The sequence below is a fragment of the Pseudomonas benzenivorans genome (assembly GCF_033547155.1).
GTDB lineage: Bacteria > Pseudomonadota > Gammaproteobacteria > Pseudomonadales > Pseudomonadaceae > Aquipseudomonas > Aquipseudomonas benzenivorans_B.
The window spans coordinates 3,318,012-3,332,533 of the sequence record NZ_CP137892.1 but is presented as its reverse complement, the minus strand read 5'-3'; the positions used below and the strand labels follow the sequence as shown (position 1 = coordinate 3,332,533).

At 66.1% G+C, this 14,522-nt stretch carries 16 protein-coding genes; 13 read left to right on the top strand and 3 right to left on the bottom strand.

The window, feature by feature from the left end:
- Nucleotides 1-107: 107 nt before the first annotated feature.
- Genes SBP02_RS15380 through SBP02_RS15360 form a run of 5 tightly spaced genes read left to right on the top strand, consistent with a single transcriptional unit; the run spans nt 108 to nt 3,428 of the window.
- Nucleotides 108-710 (top strand): CoA pyrophosphatase, encoded by a 603-nt coding sequence (locus SBP02_RS15380; RefSeq protein WP_318642986.1) that lies wholly within the window; start codon nt 108-110, stop codon nt 708-710.
- A 22-nt stretch (nt 711-732) separates the two neighbouring features.
- Entirely contained in the window at nt 733-1,257 is a 525-nt protein-coding gene (locus SBP02_RS15375) for a gamma carbonic anhydrase family protein (RefSeq protein WP_318642985.1), read from the top strand.
- Complete coding sequence (locus SBP02_RS15370) at nt 1,254-1,445, top strand: DUF1289 domain-containing protein (RefSeq protein ID WP_318642984.1); 192 nt, start codon at nt 1,254-1,256, stop codon at nt 1,443-1,445. Before SBP02_RS15375 ends, SBP02_RS15370 begins: the two co-directional genes overlap by 4 nt.
- Before the next feature lie 55 nt (nt 1,446-1,500).
- A complete protein-coding gene (gene purT / locus SBP02_RS15365) occupies nt 1,501-2,682 on the top strand; it encodes a formate-dependent phosphoribosylglycinamide formyltransferase (RefSeq protein ID WP_318642983.1) in 1,182 nt (393 codons plus the stop codon).
- Nucleotides 2,679-3,428, top strand: a complete 750-nt coding sequence (locus SBP02_RS15360) for an SGNH/GDSL hydrolase family protein (protein ID WP_318642982.1) — start codon at nt 2,679-2,681, stop codon at nt 3,426-3,428. Before purT ends, SBP02_RS15360 begins: the two co-directional genes overlap by 4 nt.
- Here the strand turns inward: SBP02_RS15360 and SBP02_RS15355 are convergent.
- Nucleotides 3,391-4,677 (bottom strand): HlyC/CorC family transporter, encoded by a 1,287-nt coding sequence (locus tag SBP02_RS15355; protein ID WP_318642981.1) that lies wholly within the window; start codon nt 4,675-4,677, stop codon nt 3,391-3,393. The two genes, SBP02_RS15360 and SBP02_RS15355, sit on opposite strands and share 38 nt — an antisense overlap.
- A gap of 10 nt (nt 4,678-4,687) precedes the next feature.
- On the bottom strand, nt 4,688-5,488 hold the full coding sequence (locus tag SBP02_RS15350) for a cytochrome C assembly family protein (protein WP_318642980.1): 801 nt from the start codon (nt 5,486-5,488) through the stop codon (nt 4,688-4,690).
- Between the two features lie 157 nt (nt 5,489-5,645).
- Here SBP02_RS15350 and ffh point away from each other — a divergent pair, with 157 nt between their 5' ends.
- From ffh to rplS, 5 genes are all read left to right on the top strand, one after another.
- On the top strand, nt 5,646-7,022 hold the full coding sequence (gene ffh, locus SBP02_RS15345) for a signal recognition particle protein (protein WP_318642979.1): 1,377 nt from the start codon (nt 5,646-5,648) through the stop codon (nt 7,020-7,022).
- A 207-nt stretch (nt 7,023-7,229) separates the two neighbouring features.
- The gene (gene rpsP / locus SBP02_RS15340) at nt 7,230-7,481 is read left to right on the top strand and encodes a 30S ribosomal protein S16 (RefSeq protein WP_318642978.1); all 252 of its coding nucleotides are present in this window, start codon (nt 7,230-7,232) and stop codon (nt 7,479-7,481) included.
- A gap of 9 nt (nt 7,482-7,490) precedes the next feature.
- Nucleotides 7,491-8,027 (top strand): ribosome maturation factor RimM, encoded by a 537-nt coding sequence (rimM, locus tag SBP02_RS15335; protein ID WP_318642977.1) that lies wholly within the window; start codon nt 7,491-7,493, stop codon nt 8,025-8,027.
- A 5-nt stretch (nt 8,028-8,032) separates the two neighbouring features.
- Nucleotides 8,033-8,785, top strand: coding sequence for a tRNA (guanosine(37)-N1)-methyltransferase TrmD (trmD, locus tag SBP02_RS15330; RefSeq protein WP_318642976.1), 753 nt, complete (start codon nt 8,033-8,035; stop codon nt 8,783-8,785).
- Nucleotides 8,786-8,824: 39 nt separating this feature from the next.
- Nucleotides 8,825-9,175, top strand: coding sequence for a 50S ribosomal protein L19 (rplS, locus tag SBP02_RS15325; protein ID WP_318642975.1), 351 nt, complete (start codon nt 8,825-8,827; stop codon nt 9,173-9,175).
- Between the two features lie 279 nt (nt 9,176-9,454).
- Here rplS and SBP02_RS15320 read toward each other — a convergent pair whose 3' ends face one another.
- Nucleotides 9,455-11,296: a cation:proton antiporter gene (locus SBP02_RS15320; protein WP_318642974.1), complete on the bottom strand. Its 1,842-nt coding sequence runs from the start codon at nt 11,294-11,296 to the stop codon at nt 9,455-9,457.
- Nucleotides 11,297-11,384: 88 nt separating this feature from the next.
- On the opposite strand from SBP02_RS15320, the gene xerD reads away from it, so the two are divergent.
- The 3 genes from xerD to SBP02_RS15305 all read left to right on the top strand — a co-directional run bounded on the left by xerD (nt 11,385) and on the right by SBP02_RS15305 (nt 14,515).
- A complete protein-coding gene (gene xerD, locus SBP02_RS15315) occupies nt 11,385-12,281 on the top strand; it encodes a site-specific tyrosine recombinase XerD (protein ID WP_318642973.1) in 897 nt (298 codons plus the stop codon).
- 91 nt (nt 12,282-12,372) lie between these two features.
- Nucleotides 12,373-13,098, top strand: coding sequence for a thioredoxin fold domain-containing protein (locus SBP02_RS15310; RefSeq protein WP_318642972.1), 726 nt, complete (start codon nt 12,373-12,375; stop codon nt 13,096-13,098).
- A gap of 112 nt (nt 13,099-13,210) precedes the next feature.
- Nucleotides 13,211-14,515: a homoserine dehydrogenase gene (locus tag SBP02_RS15305; protein ID WP_318642971.1), complete on the top strand. Its 1,305-nt coding sequence runs from the start codon at nt 13,211-13,213 to the stop codon at nt 14,513-14,515.
- Nucleotides 14,516-14,522: the final 7 nt, after the last annotated feature.

Below are 14,522 nucleotides of genomic sequence, written 5' to 3'. Positions count from 1 at the left end.
CTGGCGGCAAGCGGACCGGGTATCCGGGGCGGCCGGAGTCGGTGGGCTTGGGTGGTGCGCGGCTTTCATGCGATTATCCGGGGCGGAAAACAAGCCCGAGAGTGCCCATGCTGGATGAGCTACTCCACCGCGTGCGCGGTCACAGTCCGCGCCATCTGGAGACCGACCGCAGCTTCCCCGAGGCGGCTGTGCTGGTGCCTATCACCCGTAGCGACGAGCCGGAGGTGGTGCTGACCCTGCGCGCCAGCGGCCTGTCCACCCACGGTGGCGAGGTGGCCTTCCCCGGCGGGCGGCGCGATCCGGAGGACGTGGACCTGATCCGCACCGCGTTGCGCGAGGCGGAGGAGGAGATCGGCCTGCCGCCGGGGCTGGTGGAGGTGATCGGGCCGCTCAGCTCGGTGGTGTCGCGCCATGGCATCCAGGTCACGCCCTATGTCGGGTTGGTGCCGGACTACGTGGAGTACCGGGCGAACGACGGCGAGATCGCCTCGGTGTTCTCGGTGCCGCTGGCGTTCTTCCGCGACGATCCGCGGGAGGTGACCCATCGCATCGATTACCTCGGGCAGAGCTGGTACGTGCCGAGCTACCGCTACGGCGAGTACAAGATCTGGGGGCTGACGGCGATCATGCTGGTGGAGCTGGTCAACCTGCTGTACGACGCCGGAATCGCCCTGCACCAGCCGCCCGCGCACTACATCGCGCTCAATTGAATCGCAAGCAGAGGAACCGTCCATGAAATACCGCCTGGGACCCGTGCGGGTCGAGGCTCACCCGGACAGCTGGGTGGCGCCCAATGCCACGCTGATCGGCAAGGTCAAGCTGGAGGCCGGTGCCAGCGTCTGGTTCAACGCGGTATTGCGCGGCGACAACGAGCCGATCCATATCGGCGAGCAGAGCAACGTCCAGGACGGCACGGTGATGCACACCGACATGGGCTTTCCGCTTTCCATCGGCAAGGGCGTGACCATCGGCCACAAGGCCATGCTGCATGGCTGCTCGGTGGGCGATTACAGCCTGATCGGCATCAACGCCGTGGTGCTCAACGGCGCCAGGATCGGCAAGTACTGCATCATCGGCGCCAACACCCTGATCGGCGAGGGCAAGGAGATCCCCGACGGCTCCCTGGTGGTCGGCTCCCCGGGCAAGGTGATTCGCAGCCTGAGCGAGGAGCAGAAGAAGATGCTCGAGGCCAGCGCCGCCCACTATGTGCACAACGCCCAGCGCTATGCCCGCGAGCTGGCCGAGCAGGAATCATGAGGCCCGTAGAGCGTCCAGTCGCTTCGCCCTGCGTGAGCATCTGCGCGCTGGACGATGAGGATATCTGCATCGGTTGCCAGCGTAACGTCGCCGAGATCACTCGCTGGAGCCGGATGGACGACGGCGAGCGGCGCCAGGTGCTGGCGCGCTGCCATGCGCGTGCCGAGGCCAAGGGCGTGCTGCTCTAGGCGCCTTTCGTTCATTGCAGCCCCCTTCTTATTCGCACTATCCCGAGGAAGTCTTATGTCCCGTATCGGAACCCCGCTGTCGCCGAGCGCGACCCGTGTGCTGCTGTGCGGCGCTGGCGAGCTGGGCAAGGAAGTGGTGATCGAGTTGCAGCGCTTCGGTGTCGAGGTGATCGCCGTGGATCGTTACGCCAACGCCCCGGCCATGCAGGTGGCGCACCGCAGCCATGTCCTGGACATGCTCGACGGCGCGGCGCTTCGGGCGGTGATCGAGCTGGAGCGCCCGCACTACATAGTCCCGGAGATCGAGGCCATCGCCACGGCCACCCTGGTGGAGCTGGAAGAAGAAGGCTACTGCGTGATCCCTAGTGCCCGCGCCGCCCAGCTGACCATGAACCGCGAGGGCATCCGCCGCCTGGCGGCCGAGGAGCTGGGGTTGCCGACCTCGCCCTACCGCTTCGCCGATTCCTTCGAGCAGTGCCGTGCCGCGGTGCAGGCCCTGGGCTTCCCCTGCCTGATCAAGCCGATCATGAGCTCCTCGGGCAAGGGCCAGTCGCTGCTCAAGTCCATCGATGACCTGCAATCGGCCTGGGACTATGCCCAGGCCGGCGGTCGTGCCGGCAAGGGGCGGGTGATAGTCGAGGGCTTCGTCGACTTCGACTACGAGATCGCCCTGCTTACCGTGCGCCACGCCGGCGGTACCACCTTCTGTGCGCCGGTCGGGCATCGTCAGGTCCGGGGCGACTACCAGGAGTCCTGGCAGCCTCAGCCGATGAGTCCCGGCGCTCAGGCCGAAGCCGAACGCATCGCCCTGGCGGTGACCGAGGCCCTGGGCGGGCGTGGGCTGTTCGGCGTCGAGCTGTTCGTCAAGGGCGATCGGGTGTGGTTCTGCGAGATATCCCCGCGCCCCCACGACACCGGCCTGGTCACCCTGATATCCCAGGACCTGTCCGAGTTCGCCCTGCATGCGCGGGCCATCCTCGGCCTGCCGATTCCGGCGATCCGCCAGCTGGGTCCCTCGGCTTCGGCGGTGGTGCTGGCCGAGGGCGAGTCGCAGCAGGTGGCGTTCGCCCATCTTGACGCGGCCCTGGCCGAGCCGGATACCGCCTTGCGCCTGTTCGGCAAGCCGCAGGTCAGCGGTCAGCGGCGCATGGGGGTGGCCCTGGCCCGCGCCGAATCGCTGCAGGCGGCGCGCGACAAGGCGGCGCGCGCGGCTCGGGCGGTCAGCGTCGAGTTGTGAGTCGCTGGCGCGGGCTGCGCTGGTGGCTGCTGCTGGTGCCGGCGCTGCCGTTGCTCCTGCCGCTGGCGTTGCATACCCGTCGTCGGGCACTGAGGTTGGCGCCGGCGGCCGGACCGCTGCAGGGGGTGGCCGGTGGGCAGTTGCCGGGCAAGCCCTTGCTTCTGCTGGTGCTCGGCGAGTCGACCGTGGCTGGGGTCGGCGTCAGCTGCCTGTCCCAAGCCTTGGTCGGTTGCCTGGCCCGGGCCCTGTGCGAGCGCCAGGGGCGGCCGGTGGTCTGGCGGGCCTGTGGCGAGAACGGCATCACCGTCGCCGAGGCCCGGAAGCGCCTGCTGCCGCAGGTGCTGGACGATTCGCCGGAGCTGGTGCTGCTGGTCTTCGGGGTCAACGACAGCACGGCCTTGACCTCGATACGCCGCTGGCAGCGGGCCCTCGGCGACATGGCGGAGACCTTGGCCGCGGGCGGTGCGCGAGTGGTCTTCACTGGCGTACCGCCCTTGCAGCACTTTCGCGCCTTGCCCTGGCTGCTGCGGACGTTGCTCGGAGTGCGGGCCGCGCTGCTGGATGCGGGGCTGCGTGAGGTGGCAGGGCGGATAGCCGCGGACTACTGCCCGTTGGACTTGCCGTTTGCCGCCGAGTACCTGGCGCTGGACGGCTATCACCCGTCCGCCCTGGGCTATCGCCTGTGGGCCGAAGGGGTGGCCGGGGCCCTTAGTCTTGCGCCGGCTCCGGCTGGGCCTGCTGGCTGACCTGCCAGACCCGCACGCTCTTCACCCGGTTCTCCGAGGATTGCAGGATCTCCAGGCGATAGGGGCCGATCTTCAGGCACACGGCGCTGTCGGGAATGCTTTCCAGGGCCTCGGTGATCAGGCCGTTGAGGGTCTTGGGGCCGTCGCAGGGCAGGTGCCAGTCGAGGGCCTTGTTCACCTCGCGGATATAGGCGGCGCCGTCGATCACCTGGGTGCCGTCTTCCTGGGGGTGGATGTCCGGGCTGCGCAGGCTGTCCTGGTTGTTGAAGTCGCCGACTATCTCTTCGAGGATGTCCTCCAGGGTGACGATGCCGATCACATCGCCGTATTCGTCGACCACGATGCCGATGCGCCGCTTGTGCTTCTGGAAGTTGAACAGCTGGGTCGACAGCGGCGTGCTTTCCGGGACGAAGTAGGGCTCGTTGCAGGCGCCGAGCAGGGCCTCCTTGTCCAGCTGGTCGTGGCTCAGCAGGCGGGCGATCTGGCGCATGTGCACCACGCCCTCGATCTGGTTGATGTCCTCGCGGAACACCGGCAGGCGGGTGTGCGGGGTGGTGCGCAGCTGGGCGATGATGGTCTCGATGTCGTCTTCCAGGTCGATGCCGACCACCTCGTGACGCGGGATCATGATGTCGTTCACCGTGACCTTCTCCAGGTCGAGGATGCCCAGCAGCATGCTCTGGCGGTTCTTCGGCAGCTCGTGGCCGGACTCGCGCACCACGCTGCGCAGCTCCTCGGTGGTCAGGCTGTCGCTGCTCTTGCTGGCCGGGTCGACGCCGAGCAACCGCAGCAGGCCGTTGCTGATCCAGCTGAGCAGCACCACCAGGGGGTAGAACAGCTTGAGCAGCAGCAGCAGCGGCAGGCTGAAGGGGTAGGCGACCCGCTCCGGGTGCAGGGCGGCCAGGGTCTTGGGGGTGATCTCGCCGAAGATCAGCAGCGCCACGGTCAGGCCGATAGTGGCGATGGCGATGCCGGCCTCGCCCCACAGCTGGATGGCCAGTACGGTGGCGATGGCCGAAGCGAGGATGTTGACGAAGTTGTTGCCGATCAGAATGGTGCCGAGCAGGCGGTCCGGGCGGCTGAGCAGGTCGCTGACCCGCTTGGCGCCGCGATGGCCCTCCTTGGCCAGGTGGCGCAGGCGATAGCGGTTGAGGCTGAGCAGGCCGGTCTCCGAGCTGGAGAAGAAGGCCGAGCAGGCCAGCAGGAAGACCAGCAGGCCGATCAGGAAGCCGGGGTGTAGGTTGTCCACGGGGCAGGGCCTAGATATGCAGGATGAATTCGCGGACCAGCTTGCTGCCGAAATACGCCAGCATCAGCAGGCAGAAGCCCGCCAGGGTCCAGCGGATGGCCTTGTGCCCGCGCCAGCCGAGCTGATGGCGACCCCATAGCAGCACGGCGAACACCACCCAGGCGAAGCTGGAGAGGATGGTCTTGTGCGCCAGGTGTTGGGCGAGCAGGTCGTCGAGAAACAGCGCGCCGGACAGCAGCGACAGCGAGAGCAGTATCCAGCCGGCCCAGAGGAAGCCGAACAGCAGGCTTTCCATGGTTTGCAGCGGCGGGAAGCTCTTGATCAGGCCGGACGGGTGCTTGTGCTTGAGCTGGTAGTCCTGCAGCAACAGCAGCAGGGACTGGAACGCGGCGATGGTCAGGATGCCGTAGGCGATGATCGACAGCAGGATGTGGGCGAGGATGCCCGGCTCCTCGTTGATCGGTCGCAGGGTACCGTTGGGCATCAGCTGCGCCAGCAATACCGTCAGACATCCCAGGGGAAAGAGCAGCAGCAGCAGATTTTCCACCGGCATGCGCAGGCAGGCCAGCAGGCTCAGCAGGATCACCGCGAAGGCGATCAGGCTGGCGGCATTGAAGAAGTCCAGGGCCAGGCCGGCGCTGTGGCTCATCTGCGCGAACAGGCTGGCGCCGTGAAAGAGCAGGGCGAGCACGCCGAGCAGGGCCAGCAGGCGTTTGTCCGGCGCGACGCGCCGCGTGAGTCGAAGGCTCTGGTAGGCAGTGGCGCCGGCGTACAGGCAGGCGGCTGCGAGGCTGGGCAGCAGAGGGTGCATAAGTCCTTGTTGGGCAGGCCCGAAAGGCGCTGAGTGTGGCATACAACCGGCGGCCCACGAAAGACCGCTGGCGGTGTCGGCGCCCCGGACTCTTCGCTATAATCCGCCGCCTGCCGCAAGCTCAGCCTCGGTTCAGAAGAACCCGAAAGGAACGCGCATGTTCGAAAATCTTACCGACCGCCTCTCGCAGACCCTGCGAAACGTCACTGGCAAAGCCAAGCTGACCGAGGACAACATCAAAGACACCCTGCGCGAAGTGCGCATGGCCCTGCTCGAAGCCGACGTCGCGCTGCCGGTGGTCAAGGACTTCGTGGGCAAGGTCAAGGAGCGGGCGGTCGGCACCGAGGTGTCGAAGAGCCTGACACCGGGCCAGGCCTTCGTGAAGATCGTCCGCGCCGAGCTGGAAGAGCTGATGGGCGCGGCCAACGAGGACCTCGCCCTGAGTGTCGCGCCGCCGGCGGTGGTGCTGATGGCGGGCCTGCAGGGCGCCGGTAAGACCACCACGGCCGGCAAGCTGGCGCGCTTCCTCAAGGAGCGCAAGAAGAAGAGCGTGCTGGTGGTCTCCGCGGACGTCTATCGCCCGGCGGCGATCAAGCAGCTGGAGACCCTGGCCGCCGATATCGGCGTGACCTTCTTCCCCTCGGACATCAGCCAGAAGCCAGTGGCGATCGCCGAGGCGGCGATCCGCGAGGCCAAGCTCAAGTTCATCGACGTGGTGATAGTCGATACCGCCGGTCGCCTGGCCATCGACGCCGAGATGATGGCCGAGATCCAGGTCCTGCACGGCGCGATCAAGCCGGCCGAAACGCTGTTCGTGGTCGACGCCATGACCGGTCAGGATGCCGCCAATACCGCCAAGGCCTTCGCCGATGCGCTGCCGCTGACCGGCGTGGTGCTGACCAAGGTCGATGGCGATGCCCGCGGCGGTGCGGCCCTGTCGGTGCGCCACGTCACCGGCAAGCCGATCAAGTTCATCGGCATGGGCGAGAAGAGCGAGGCCCTCGAGCCCTTCCACCCCGAGCGGATCGCCTCGCGCATCCTCGGCATGGGCGACGTGCTCAGCCTGATCGAGCAGGCCGAACAGACCCTCGATCGTGAGAAGGCCGAGAAGCTGACCAAGAAGCTGAAGAAGGGCAAGGGTTTCGACCTGGAAGACTTCCGCGACCAGCTGCAGCAGATGAAGAACATGGGCGGTCTCGGCGGCCTGATGGACAAGCTGCCGCAGATGGGCGGCGTCAACCTGGCGCAGATGGGCAATGCCCAGGGCGCGGCGGAAAAGCAGTTCAAGCAGATGGAGGCGATCATCAACTCCATGACCCCTGCCGAGCGGCGCGACCCCGAGATCATCAGCGGGTCGCGCAAGCGCCGTATCGCCCTGGGTTCCGGTACCCAGGTGCAGGACATCGGCCGGCTGATCAAGCAGCACAAGCAGATGCAGAAGATGATGAAGAAGTTCACCGCCAAGGGCGGCATGGCCAAGATGATGCGGGGGATGGGCGGCATGTTCCCCGGCGGCGGTCTGCCGAAGATTTGACCCAGGCCTGCCTTCGCGAAGCGTGGCGTAGAAGGCGCGGTGCGCGTCTCGCGCCCCGTGGCTGGGGGCTTGCTCGTGGCTGCGACCGGCGGGCCCAAAAAGAGATTTGCAAAAAGCCGGATAATCCTTAGAATATGCGGCCTTTCGGGCCTAGTGCCCTATGCGTGCATTTCAGTTTTGCAGCACCGACTACAGGAACGAAGTTCAATGGTAACCATCCGTCTTGCTCGTGGCGGCTCCAAAAAGCGCCCCTTCTACCACCTGACCGTGACCAACAGCCGCAATGCGCGCGATGGTCGCTTCGTTGAGCGCATCGGCTTCTTCAATCCGATTGCCTCGGGTGCCGAAGTGAAGCTGTCCGTGAATCAAGAGCGTGCCAACTACTGGCTGAGCCAGGGCGCGCAGCCGTCTGAGCGTGTTGCTCAGCTGCTGAAGGAAGCTGCTAAGGCCGCAGCCTAAGCACTCCCTATGAGCACGACGCCGGCACCTGCCGAGGATCTGGTTGTACTCGGCAAGATCGTTTCGGTGCATGGCGTGCGAGGGGAGGTGAAGGTGTACTCCTTTACCGATCCCGTGGATAACGTGCTCGACTACCGTCGTTGGACGCTCAGGCGCGATAACGAGGTAAAGCAGGTCGAATTGGCCAGTGGCCGCCTGCAGGGCAAGGTCCTGGTAGCGAAGCTCAAGGGGCTCGACGATCGCGAAGTGGCGCGTAGCTACGCCGGTTTCGAGATTTGCGTGGCCCGTAGCGAGTTGCCGGAACTGAGCGAAGGCGAGTTCTACTGGTATCAGTTGGAAGGTCTCAGCGTCATCGATCAGGCGGGGCAGTTGCTCGGCAAGATCGACCACCTGTTCGAGACCGGTGCCAACGATGTGATGGTGGTCAAGCCCAGCCCGGGCAGTCTGGATGATCGCGAACGCCTGCTGCCCTATACCGGGCAATGTGTGCTGTCGATCGACCTGGCTGCCGGCGAGATGCGGGTGGACTGGGACGCGGACTTCTGAACGCCATGCCGAGCTTGCGCGTCGAAGTCATTACGTTGTTCCCGGAGATGTTTGCCGCCATCGGCGAATACGGCATCACTAGCCGTGCGGTGAAGCAGGGGCTGTTGCAGCTGACCTGTTGGAACCCGCGGAGCTACACCACAGACCGTCACCACACGGTGGATGATCGGCCTTTCGGTGGCGGTCCGGGTATGGTGATGAAGATCAAGCCGCTCGAGGATGCTTTGCAGGGTGCGAAGCAGGCCGCGGGGGGTGAGGCGAAGGTGATTTACCTCTCGCCGCAAGGCCGTAAGCTGACCCAGTCAGCGGTACGCGAACTGGCGAAGGAGGAGGCACTGATCCTCATCGCCGGACGCTACGAAGGCATCGACGAGCGCTTTATCGAGGCGCATGTCGATGAAGAATGGTCGATCGGCGATTACGTCCTGTCCGGCGGTGAGCTTCCGGCCATGGTGCTGATCGATGCGGTAACGCGCCTCTTGCCTGGTGCACTAGGTCATGCGGACTCGGCCGAGGAGGACTCCTTTACGGATGGCCTGCTCGACTGCCCGCACTACACCCGCCCGGAGGTGTATGCGGATAAACGTGTTCCCGAGGTGTTGCTTAGCGGCAACCATGAACACATCCGGCGCTGGCGTTTGCAGCAGTCCCTTGGTCGGACCTGGGAGCGCCGTGTCGATCTTCTGGATAGCCGCTCGCTTTCTGGAGAAGAGAAGAAGCTGCTGGAGGAATACATCCGCCAGCGGGACGATAGTTAAGGTATCGATGGCAGACGAGGTCTGTCTTAGGAGCGCAGCATGACTAACAAGATTATCCAGCAGCTCGAAGCCGAGCAGATGAACAAAGAGATCCCGGCCTTCGCCCCAGGCGACACCGTGGTCGTTCAGGTCAAGGTGAAGGAAGGCGACCGTCAGCGTCTGCAGGCCTTCGAAGGCGTCGTCATCGCCAAGCGCAACCGTGGCCTGAACAGCGCCTTCACCGTGCGCAAGATCTCCAGCGGTGTCGGTGTCGAGCGTACTTTCCAGACCTACAGCCCGCTGGTCGACAGCCTGGCTGTCAAGCGTCGTGGTGACGTGCGCAAGGCCAAGCTGTACTACCTGCGCGATCTGTCCGGCAAGGCCGCGCGCATCAAGGAAAAGCTCGCCTAAGGCGCGCTTCCCTGCAGAAAAAAGCAGCCCTCGGGCTGCTTTTTTCGTTTCTGGTGTGAGCAAGTGATGGGGGCGCATTATTCCGCCCGTACGCCCGGCGTCGCAGCGTCGGGAGGGGCGAGCGCCTTGGCGGTGGTGTGGTGGCGTCCGGATTGGCCGGCTCATGCCGGTGCGGCGGGTGGCCTGAGGGCGTGAGAATGCAAGGGGCTTCGCCTGGGCTTGCGCGCCGCGGCGCGGGATAGGTCCCTGGTCGGCGCGGGCGACCAGGGACTTTGGCGTTTATGAGGTCTGCAGGCTTTCCAGCTCGGCGCTCTCGCTGCCCGCCGGCTGGGGCTCGACCAGGGCCACCAGGGTCCAGCCACTCTGCGGTTGCAGGTTGCTCTGTGGCGTCACTACGTGCACCCAGCCTTCGCGGTCGCGGGCGAACAGCAGCGTGGCGCGTGAGCCGTGCAGGGCCTGGTATTCGCTCCAGGTGAAGCTGTCGGTCAGGGTCGTGCTGTACAGCTCGGCGCCCTTGGCCAGGCGACTGGCTGCATGGGGGTAGGTCAGTGCCTGGTTGCCCAGGGGACGGCCGCGGTGTTCGTCGCTGGCGCGGTGTTTGTCGCTGCGCCGGCTTTCCTGGCCGCTGGCCAGGCTGAACAGGCGGGCGTGGCCGAATTCGTGGCGGAAGCGCATGCTCGCCAGGGTATTCAGCTCGCCGGCCGGCGACAGCGCCAGCAGGTGACCGATGCCGACCAGATCGAGGTGCGCCTCGGCATGCTGGGAGGCGGGGTTGCCGAAGTAGGTCGGCAGGTTGTCCATGCGCGCGGCGCGAATGTTCTCCCAGCTCGAATCGGTCAGCAGTACGCGGCAGCCCAGTTGTTGCAGGGCCTTGCCGATGGTCCGCGCCACCGGGTTGGCGCCGACGATGAGAAAACCGCTGGGGGCCGGCTCGGCGACCTTGAGCAGGCTGGCCAGGGGGCGGGCGGTGGCACTCTGCAGCACCACGGTGCCGATGATCACGGCGAAGGTCAGCGGTACCAGCAGTTCGGCGCCGGCGTGGCCGGTTTCGCTCAGGCGGATGGCGAAGATCGCCGAAACCGCCGCGGCGACTATGCCGCGCGGGGATATCCAGGCGAGCAGGGCGCGTTCGCGCCAGTTCAGGTTGGAGCCGAAGGTGGACAGGGCCACGTTCAGCGGGCGGGCGACGAACTGAATCACCGCCAGCAGAACCAGCACCGCCGGCCCCAGGGCCAGCAGGGCGCCGAGGTCGAGACGCGCGGCGAGCAGGATGAACAGGCCGGAGATCAGCAGCACGCTGAGGTTCTCCTTGAAGTGCAGGATGTGCCGCACGTCCACGCCCTTCATGTTGGCCAGCCACATGCCCATCAGGGTCACCGCGAGCAGGCCGGACTCGTGCATCGCCTCGTTGGAGGCGATGAACACGCCGAGCACGGTGGCCAGCACGGCGAGGTTGTGCAGGTAGTCCGGCAGCCACTGGCGCCGTAGCACCTGGCCCAGGGTCCAGCCACCGGCGACGCCGAACAGGCTGCCGCAGAGAATCACGCCGGCGAAGGTGGCCAGGCTTTGACTCCAGCCTTCGCCTTCGCCGCTGGCGATGATGAAGCTGAACACCACCACGGCCAGCAGTGCGCCGATCGGGTCGATGACGATGCCTTCCCAGCGCAGGATATTGGCCACCGAAGCCTTGGGCCGCACCACGCGCAGCATAGGCACTATCACCGTGGGACCGGTGACCAGGGTCAGGGTGCCGAACAGCAGGGCCATCTCCCAGGTGAAGCCGAGCAGATAGTGGGTGGCGGCGGCGATCACCGCCCAGGTGGCCAGGGCGCCCACCGTGACCATGCGCCGGACCACGGTGCCGATCTCGCGCCACTCGGACAGGTGCAGGGTCAGGCTGCCCTCGAACAGGATCAGCGCCACCGCCATCGACACCATGGGGAACAGCAGGGGACCGAACAGCGCCTGGGGGTCGAGCCAGCCCAGTACCGGTCCGGCGAGGATGCCGCAGATCAGCAGGAACAGGATTGCCGGCAGGCGCAGGCGCCAGGCCAGCCACTGGCAGGCGAGGGCGGATGCGCCGATGGTGGCGAAGGCGAAGAGGATTTGCTGTTCGTTCATCGGGGGTCCTTGAGTGCGAGGCGCTGGTCGTACTTGCCCAGGCTGTGGAAGACTAGCGTGCTTTCAGGCACTGCCATAGCTCTCTTCCATGCCCGCTATAGACCACCCGCTGATCGACCGCTTCCTCGAGGCCCTCTGGTTGGAAAAAGGCTTGTCCGAGCACACCCGGGCGGCCTACCGCAGCGACCTGGCGCACTTCAATGGCTGGCTGGAGGCGCGAGGACTGTTGCTGGAACGGGTTGGGCGCGAAGCCGTGCTCGATCACTTGGCCTGGCGTCTGAACGAGGGTTACAAGGCGCGTTCCACTGCGCGCTTCATCTCCGCCGCGCGCGGCCTCTATCGCTTCCTCTTGCGCGAGGGGGTGGTCGCCATCGATCCGACCTTGCAGGTGGATCTGCCCCAGCTAGGCCGGCCCCTGCCCAAGTCCCTCTCCGAGGCCGACGTCGAGGCGCTGCTGGCGGCCCCCGAGCTGGACGACCCGCTCGGCCTGCGCGACCGCGCGATGCTCGAGGTGCTCTATGCCTGCGGCCTGCGGGTCAGCGAACTGGTCGGCCTGACCCTGGAGCAGGTCAACCTGCGCCAGGGGGTGCTGCGGGTCTTCGGCAAGGGCAGCAAGGAGCGCCTGGTGCCCCTGGGGGAGGAGGCGATCGCCTGGATCGAGCGCTACAGCAAGGAGGCGCGGCCGCTGCTGCTCGGCGGCAAGCCGAGCGATGTGCTGTTCCCCAGTCTGCGTGGCGAGCAGATGACCCGGCAGACCTTCTGGCACCGGATCAAGCTCCAGGCCCGGGTCGCCGGTATCGTGCAGGCGCTGTCGCCGCACACCCTGCGCCATGCCTTCGCCACCCATCTGCTCAACCACGGCGCCGACCTGCGCGTGGTGCAGATGCTGTTGGGGCACAGCGACCTGTCGACCACGCAGATCTATACCCATATCGCCCAGGCGCGCTTGCAGGCGCTGCACGCCACGCACCATCCGCGCGGCTGAGATGGCCGTCGGGCTGTCGCCGTCTGCCTTTCGGGGCTTCTATGGTAGGCTGTGCCGATCTTCGTTTGACCGTCGCTTGACAGGAGTTTCCATGCATCTGACCCGCATTTCTGCGGCTGTGGCCCTTGTCCTGGCCAGCACCCTTAGCCTGGCCGCGGAGCCCGACCAGGCGATTCGTCAGAATCTGCTGTCGATCCAGCCCGAAATGCCGATCGAGGCCATCGCCGAGAGCCCGATGCCGGGGCTGTATCAGGTCCAGCTCAAGGGCGGTCGCCAGCTCTATGCCAGCGCCGACGGCCAGTTCGTCCTGCAGGGCTACCTCTATCAGTTCAAGGACGGTCAGGTGACCAACCTGACCGAAGAGCAGGAGAGTCGCGCCATCGCCCAGCAGATCAATGGCATTTCCGCCGAGGAAATGGTGGTGTTCGCCCCTGAAGCGCCGAAGTCCCATATCACCGTGTTCACCGACACCGACTGCGGCTACTGCCAGAAGCTGCACAGCGAGGTGCCCGAGCTCAACCGCCTCGGCGTCGAAGTCCGCTATGTCGCCTTCCCGCGTCAGGGCTTGCAGAGTGCGGCGTACAAGGAGCTGGTCAGCGTCTGGTGCGCCAAGGACCGCAAGGCGGCGATGGATCTGGCCAAGGCGCGCAAGGACGTGCCCGAGGCCCAGTGCGACAACCCGGTGGCTCAGCAGTACGCCCTGGGGCAGATGATCGGCGTCAACGGCACGCCGGCCATCGTCCTGGCCAACGGTAAGCTGATCCCGGGCTATCAGCCGGCGCCGCAGTTGGCCAAGCAGGCGCTGGAGGCCAAGTAATTCAGGGTCTGTAGCCGATTGACTAATAAACGGCCGCTTCGTAAGGTGCGGCTCTTTTCTACGGCCGGGGCTCGCTCCGGCCGTTTTATGCAGTGCAGATGGGGAGTTCAGTGTGAAACCGGTCAAAGTAGGCATCTGTGGGCTGGGAACCGTCGGTGGCGGTACCTTCAACGTGCTCAAGCGCAACGCCGAGGAAATCGCGCGTCGTGCCGGGCGTGGCATCGAGGTGGCGCAGATTGCGCTGCGTTCGCAGAACCCGCAGTGCGACATTACCGGTATCGCGATTACCAAGGATGTCTTCGAGCTGGTCGACAATCCGGAGATCGAGGTCGTCATCGAGCTGATCGGCGGCTATACCCTGGCCCGTGAGCTGGTGCTCAAGGCCATCGACAACGGCAAGCACGTGGTCACCGCGAACAAGGCGCTGATCGCCGTGCATGGCAACGAGATCTTCGCCAAGGCCCGCGAGAAGGGCGTCATCGTCGCCTTCGAGGCGGCGGTGGCCGGCGGCATTCCGGTGATCAAGGCGATCCGCGAGGGCCTGGCCGGCAACCGCATCAACTGGCTGGCCGGCATCATCAACGGCACCGGCAACTTCATCCTGAGCGAGATGCGCGAGAAGGGCCGGGCCTTCGAGGACGTGCTCAAGGAGGCCCAGGCCCTGGGCTACGCCGAGGCCGATCCGACCTTCGACGTCGAAGGCATCGATGCCGCGCACAAACTGACCATCCTCGCCTCCATCGCCTTCGGCATCCCGCTGCAGTTCGACAAGGCCTATACCGAGGGCATCACCCAGCTGACCACCGCCGACGTGGGCTACGCCGAGGCCCTGGGCTACCGCATCAAGCACCTGGGTGTGGCGCGCAGCACCGCGGCCGGCATCGAGCTGCGCGTGCATCCGACCCTGATCCCGGCCGACCGCCTGATCGCCAACGTCAACGGCGTGATGAACGCGGTCATGGTCAACGGCGATGCGGCGGGCTCGACCCTGTTCTACGGCGCCGGCGCCGGCATGGAGCCCACCGCCTCCTCGGTGGTGGCCGACCTGGTCGACGTGGTCCGCGCCCTGACCACCGACCCGACCAACCGCGTGCCGCACCTGGCCTTCCAGCCGGATTCGTTGTCCGACCATCCGATCCTGGCGATCGACGCCTGCGAGAGCGCCTACTACCTGCGCATCCAGGCCAAGGACCATCCGGGCGTGCTGGCCCAGGTGGCGAGCATCCTCTCGGCGCGCGGCATCAACATCGAGTCGATCATGCAGAAGGAGGTCGAGGAGCACGACGGCCTGGTGCCGATGATCCTGGTCACCCACCGGGTGGTCGAGGCGCGCATCGACGAGGCGATCGCCGCCCTGGAGGCGCTGGACGACGTGGTCGGCAGCGTCGTGCGCATCCGTGTCGAGCAACTGGTCTGAGGTAAGA

Bases quoted from the DNA above. Each gene is read 5' to 3' on its own strand.
- SBP02_RS15380 (WP_318642986.1), top strand. From the start codon at position 108: ATGCTGGATGAGCTACTCCACCGCGTGCGCGGTCACAGTCCGCGCCAT.
- SBP02_RS15375 (WP_318642985.1), top strand. From the start codon at position 733: ATGAAATACCGCCTGGGACCCGTGCGGGTCGAGGCTCACCCGGACAGC.
- SBP02_RS15370 (WP_318642984.1), top strand. From the start codon at position 1,254: ATGAGGCCCGTAGAGCGTCCAGTCGCTTCGCCCTGCGTGAGCATCTGC.
- purT (WP_318642983.1), top strand. From the start codon at position 1,501: ATGTCCCGTATCGGAACCCCGCTGTCGCCGAGCGCGACCCGTGTGCTG.
- SBP02_RS15350 (WP_318642980.1), bottom strand. From the start codon at position 5,488: ATGCACCCTCTGCTGCCCAGCCTCGCAGCCGCCTGCCTGTACGCCGGC.
- ffh (WP_318642979.1), top strand. From the start codon at position 5,646: ATGTTCGAAAATCTTACCGACCGCCTCTCGCAGACCCTGCGAAACGTC.
- rpsP (WP_318642978.1), top strand. From the start codon at position 7,230: ATGGTAACCATCCGTCTTGCTCGTGGCGGCTCCAAAAAGCGCCCCTTC.
- rimM (WP_318642977.1), top strand. From the start codon at position 7,491: ATGAGCACGACGCCGGCACCTGCCGAGGATCTGGTTGTACTCGGCAAG.
- trmD (WP_318642976.1), top strand. From the start codon at position 8,033: ATGCCGAGCTTGCGCGTCGAAGTCATTACGTTGTTCCCGGAGATGTTT.
- rplS (WP_318642975.1), top strand. From the start codon at position 8,825: ATGACTAACAAGATTATCCAGCAGCTCGAAGCCGAGCAGATGAACAAA.
- SBP02_RS15320 (WP_318642974.1), bottom strand. From the start codon at position 11,296: ATGAACGAACAGCAAATCCTCTTCGCCTTCGCCACCATCGGCGCATCC.
- xerD (WP_318642973.1), top strand. From the start codon at position 11,385: ATGCCCGCTATAGACCACCCGCTGATCGACCGCTTCCTCGAGGCCCTC.
- SBP02_RS15310 (WP_318642972.1), top strand. From the start codon at position 12,373: ATGCATCTGACCCGCATTTCTGCGGCTGTGGCCCTTGTCCTGGCCAGC.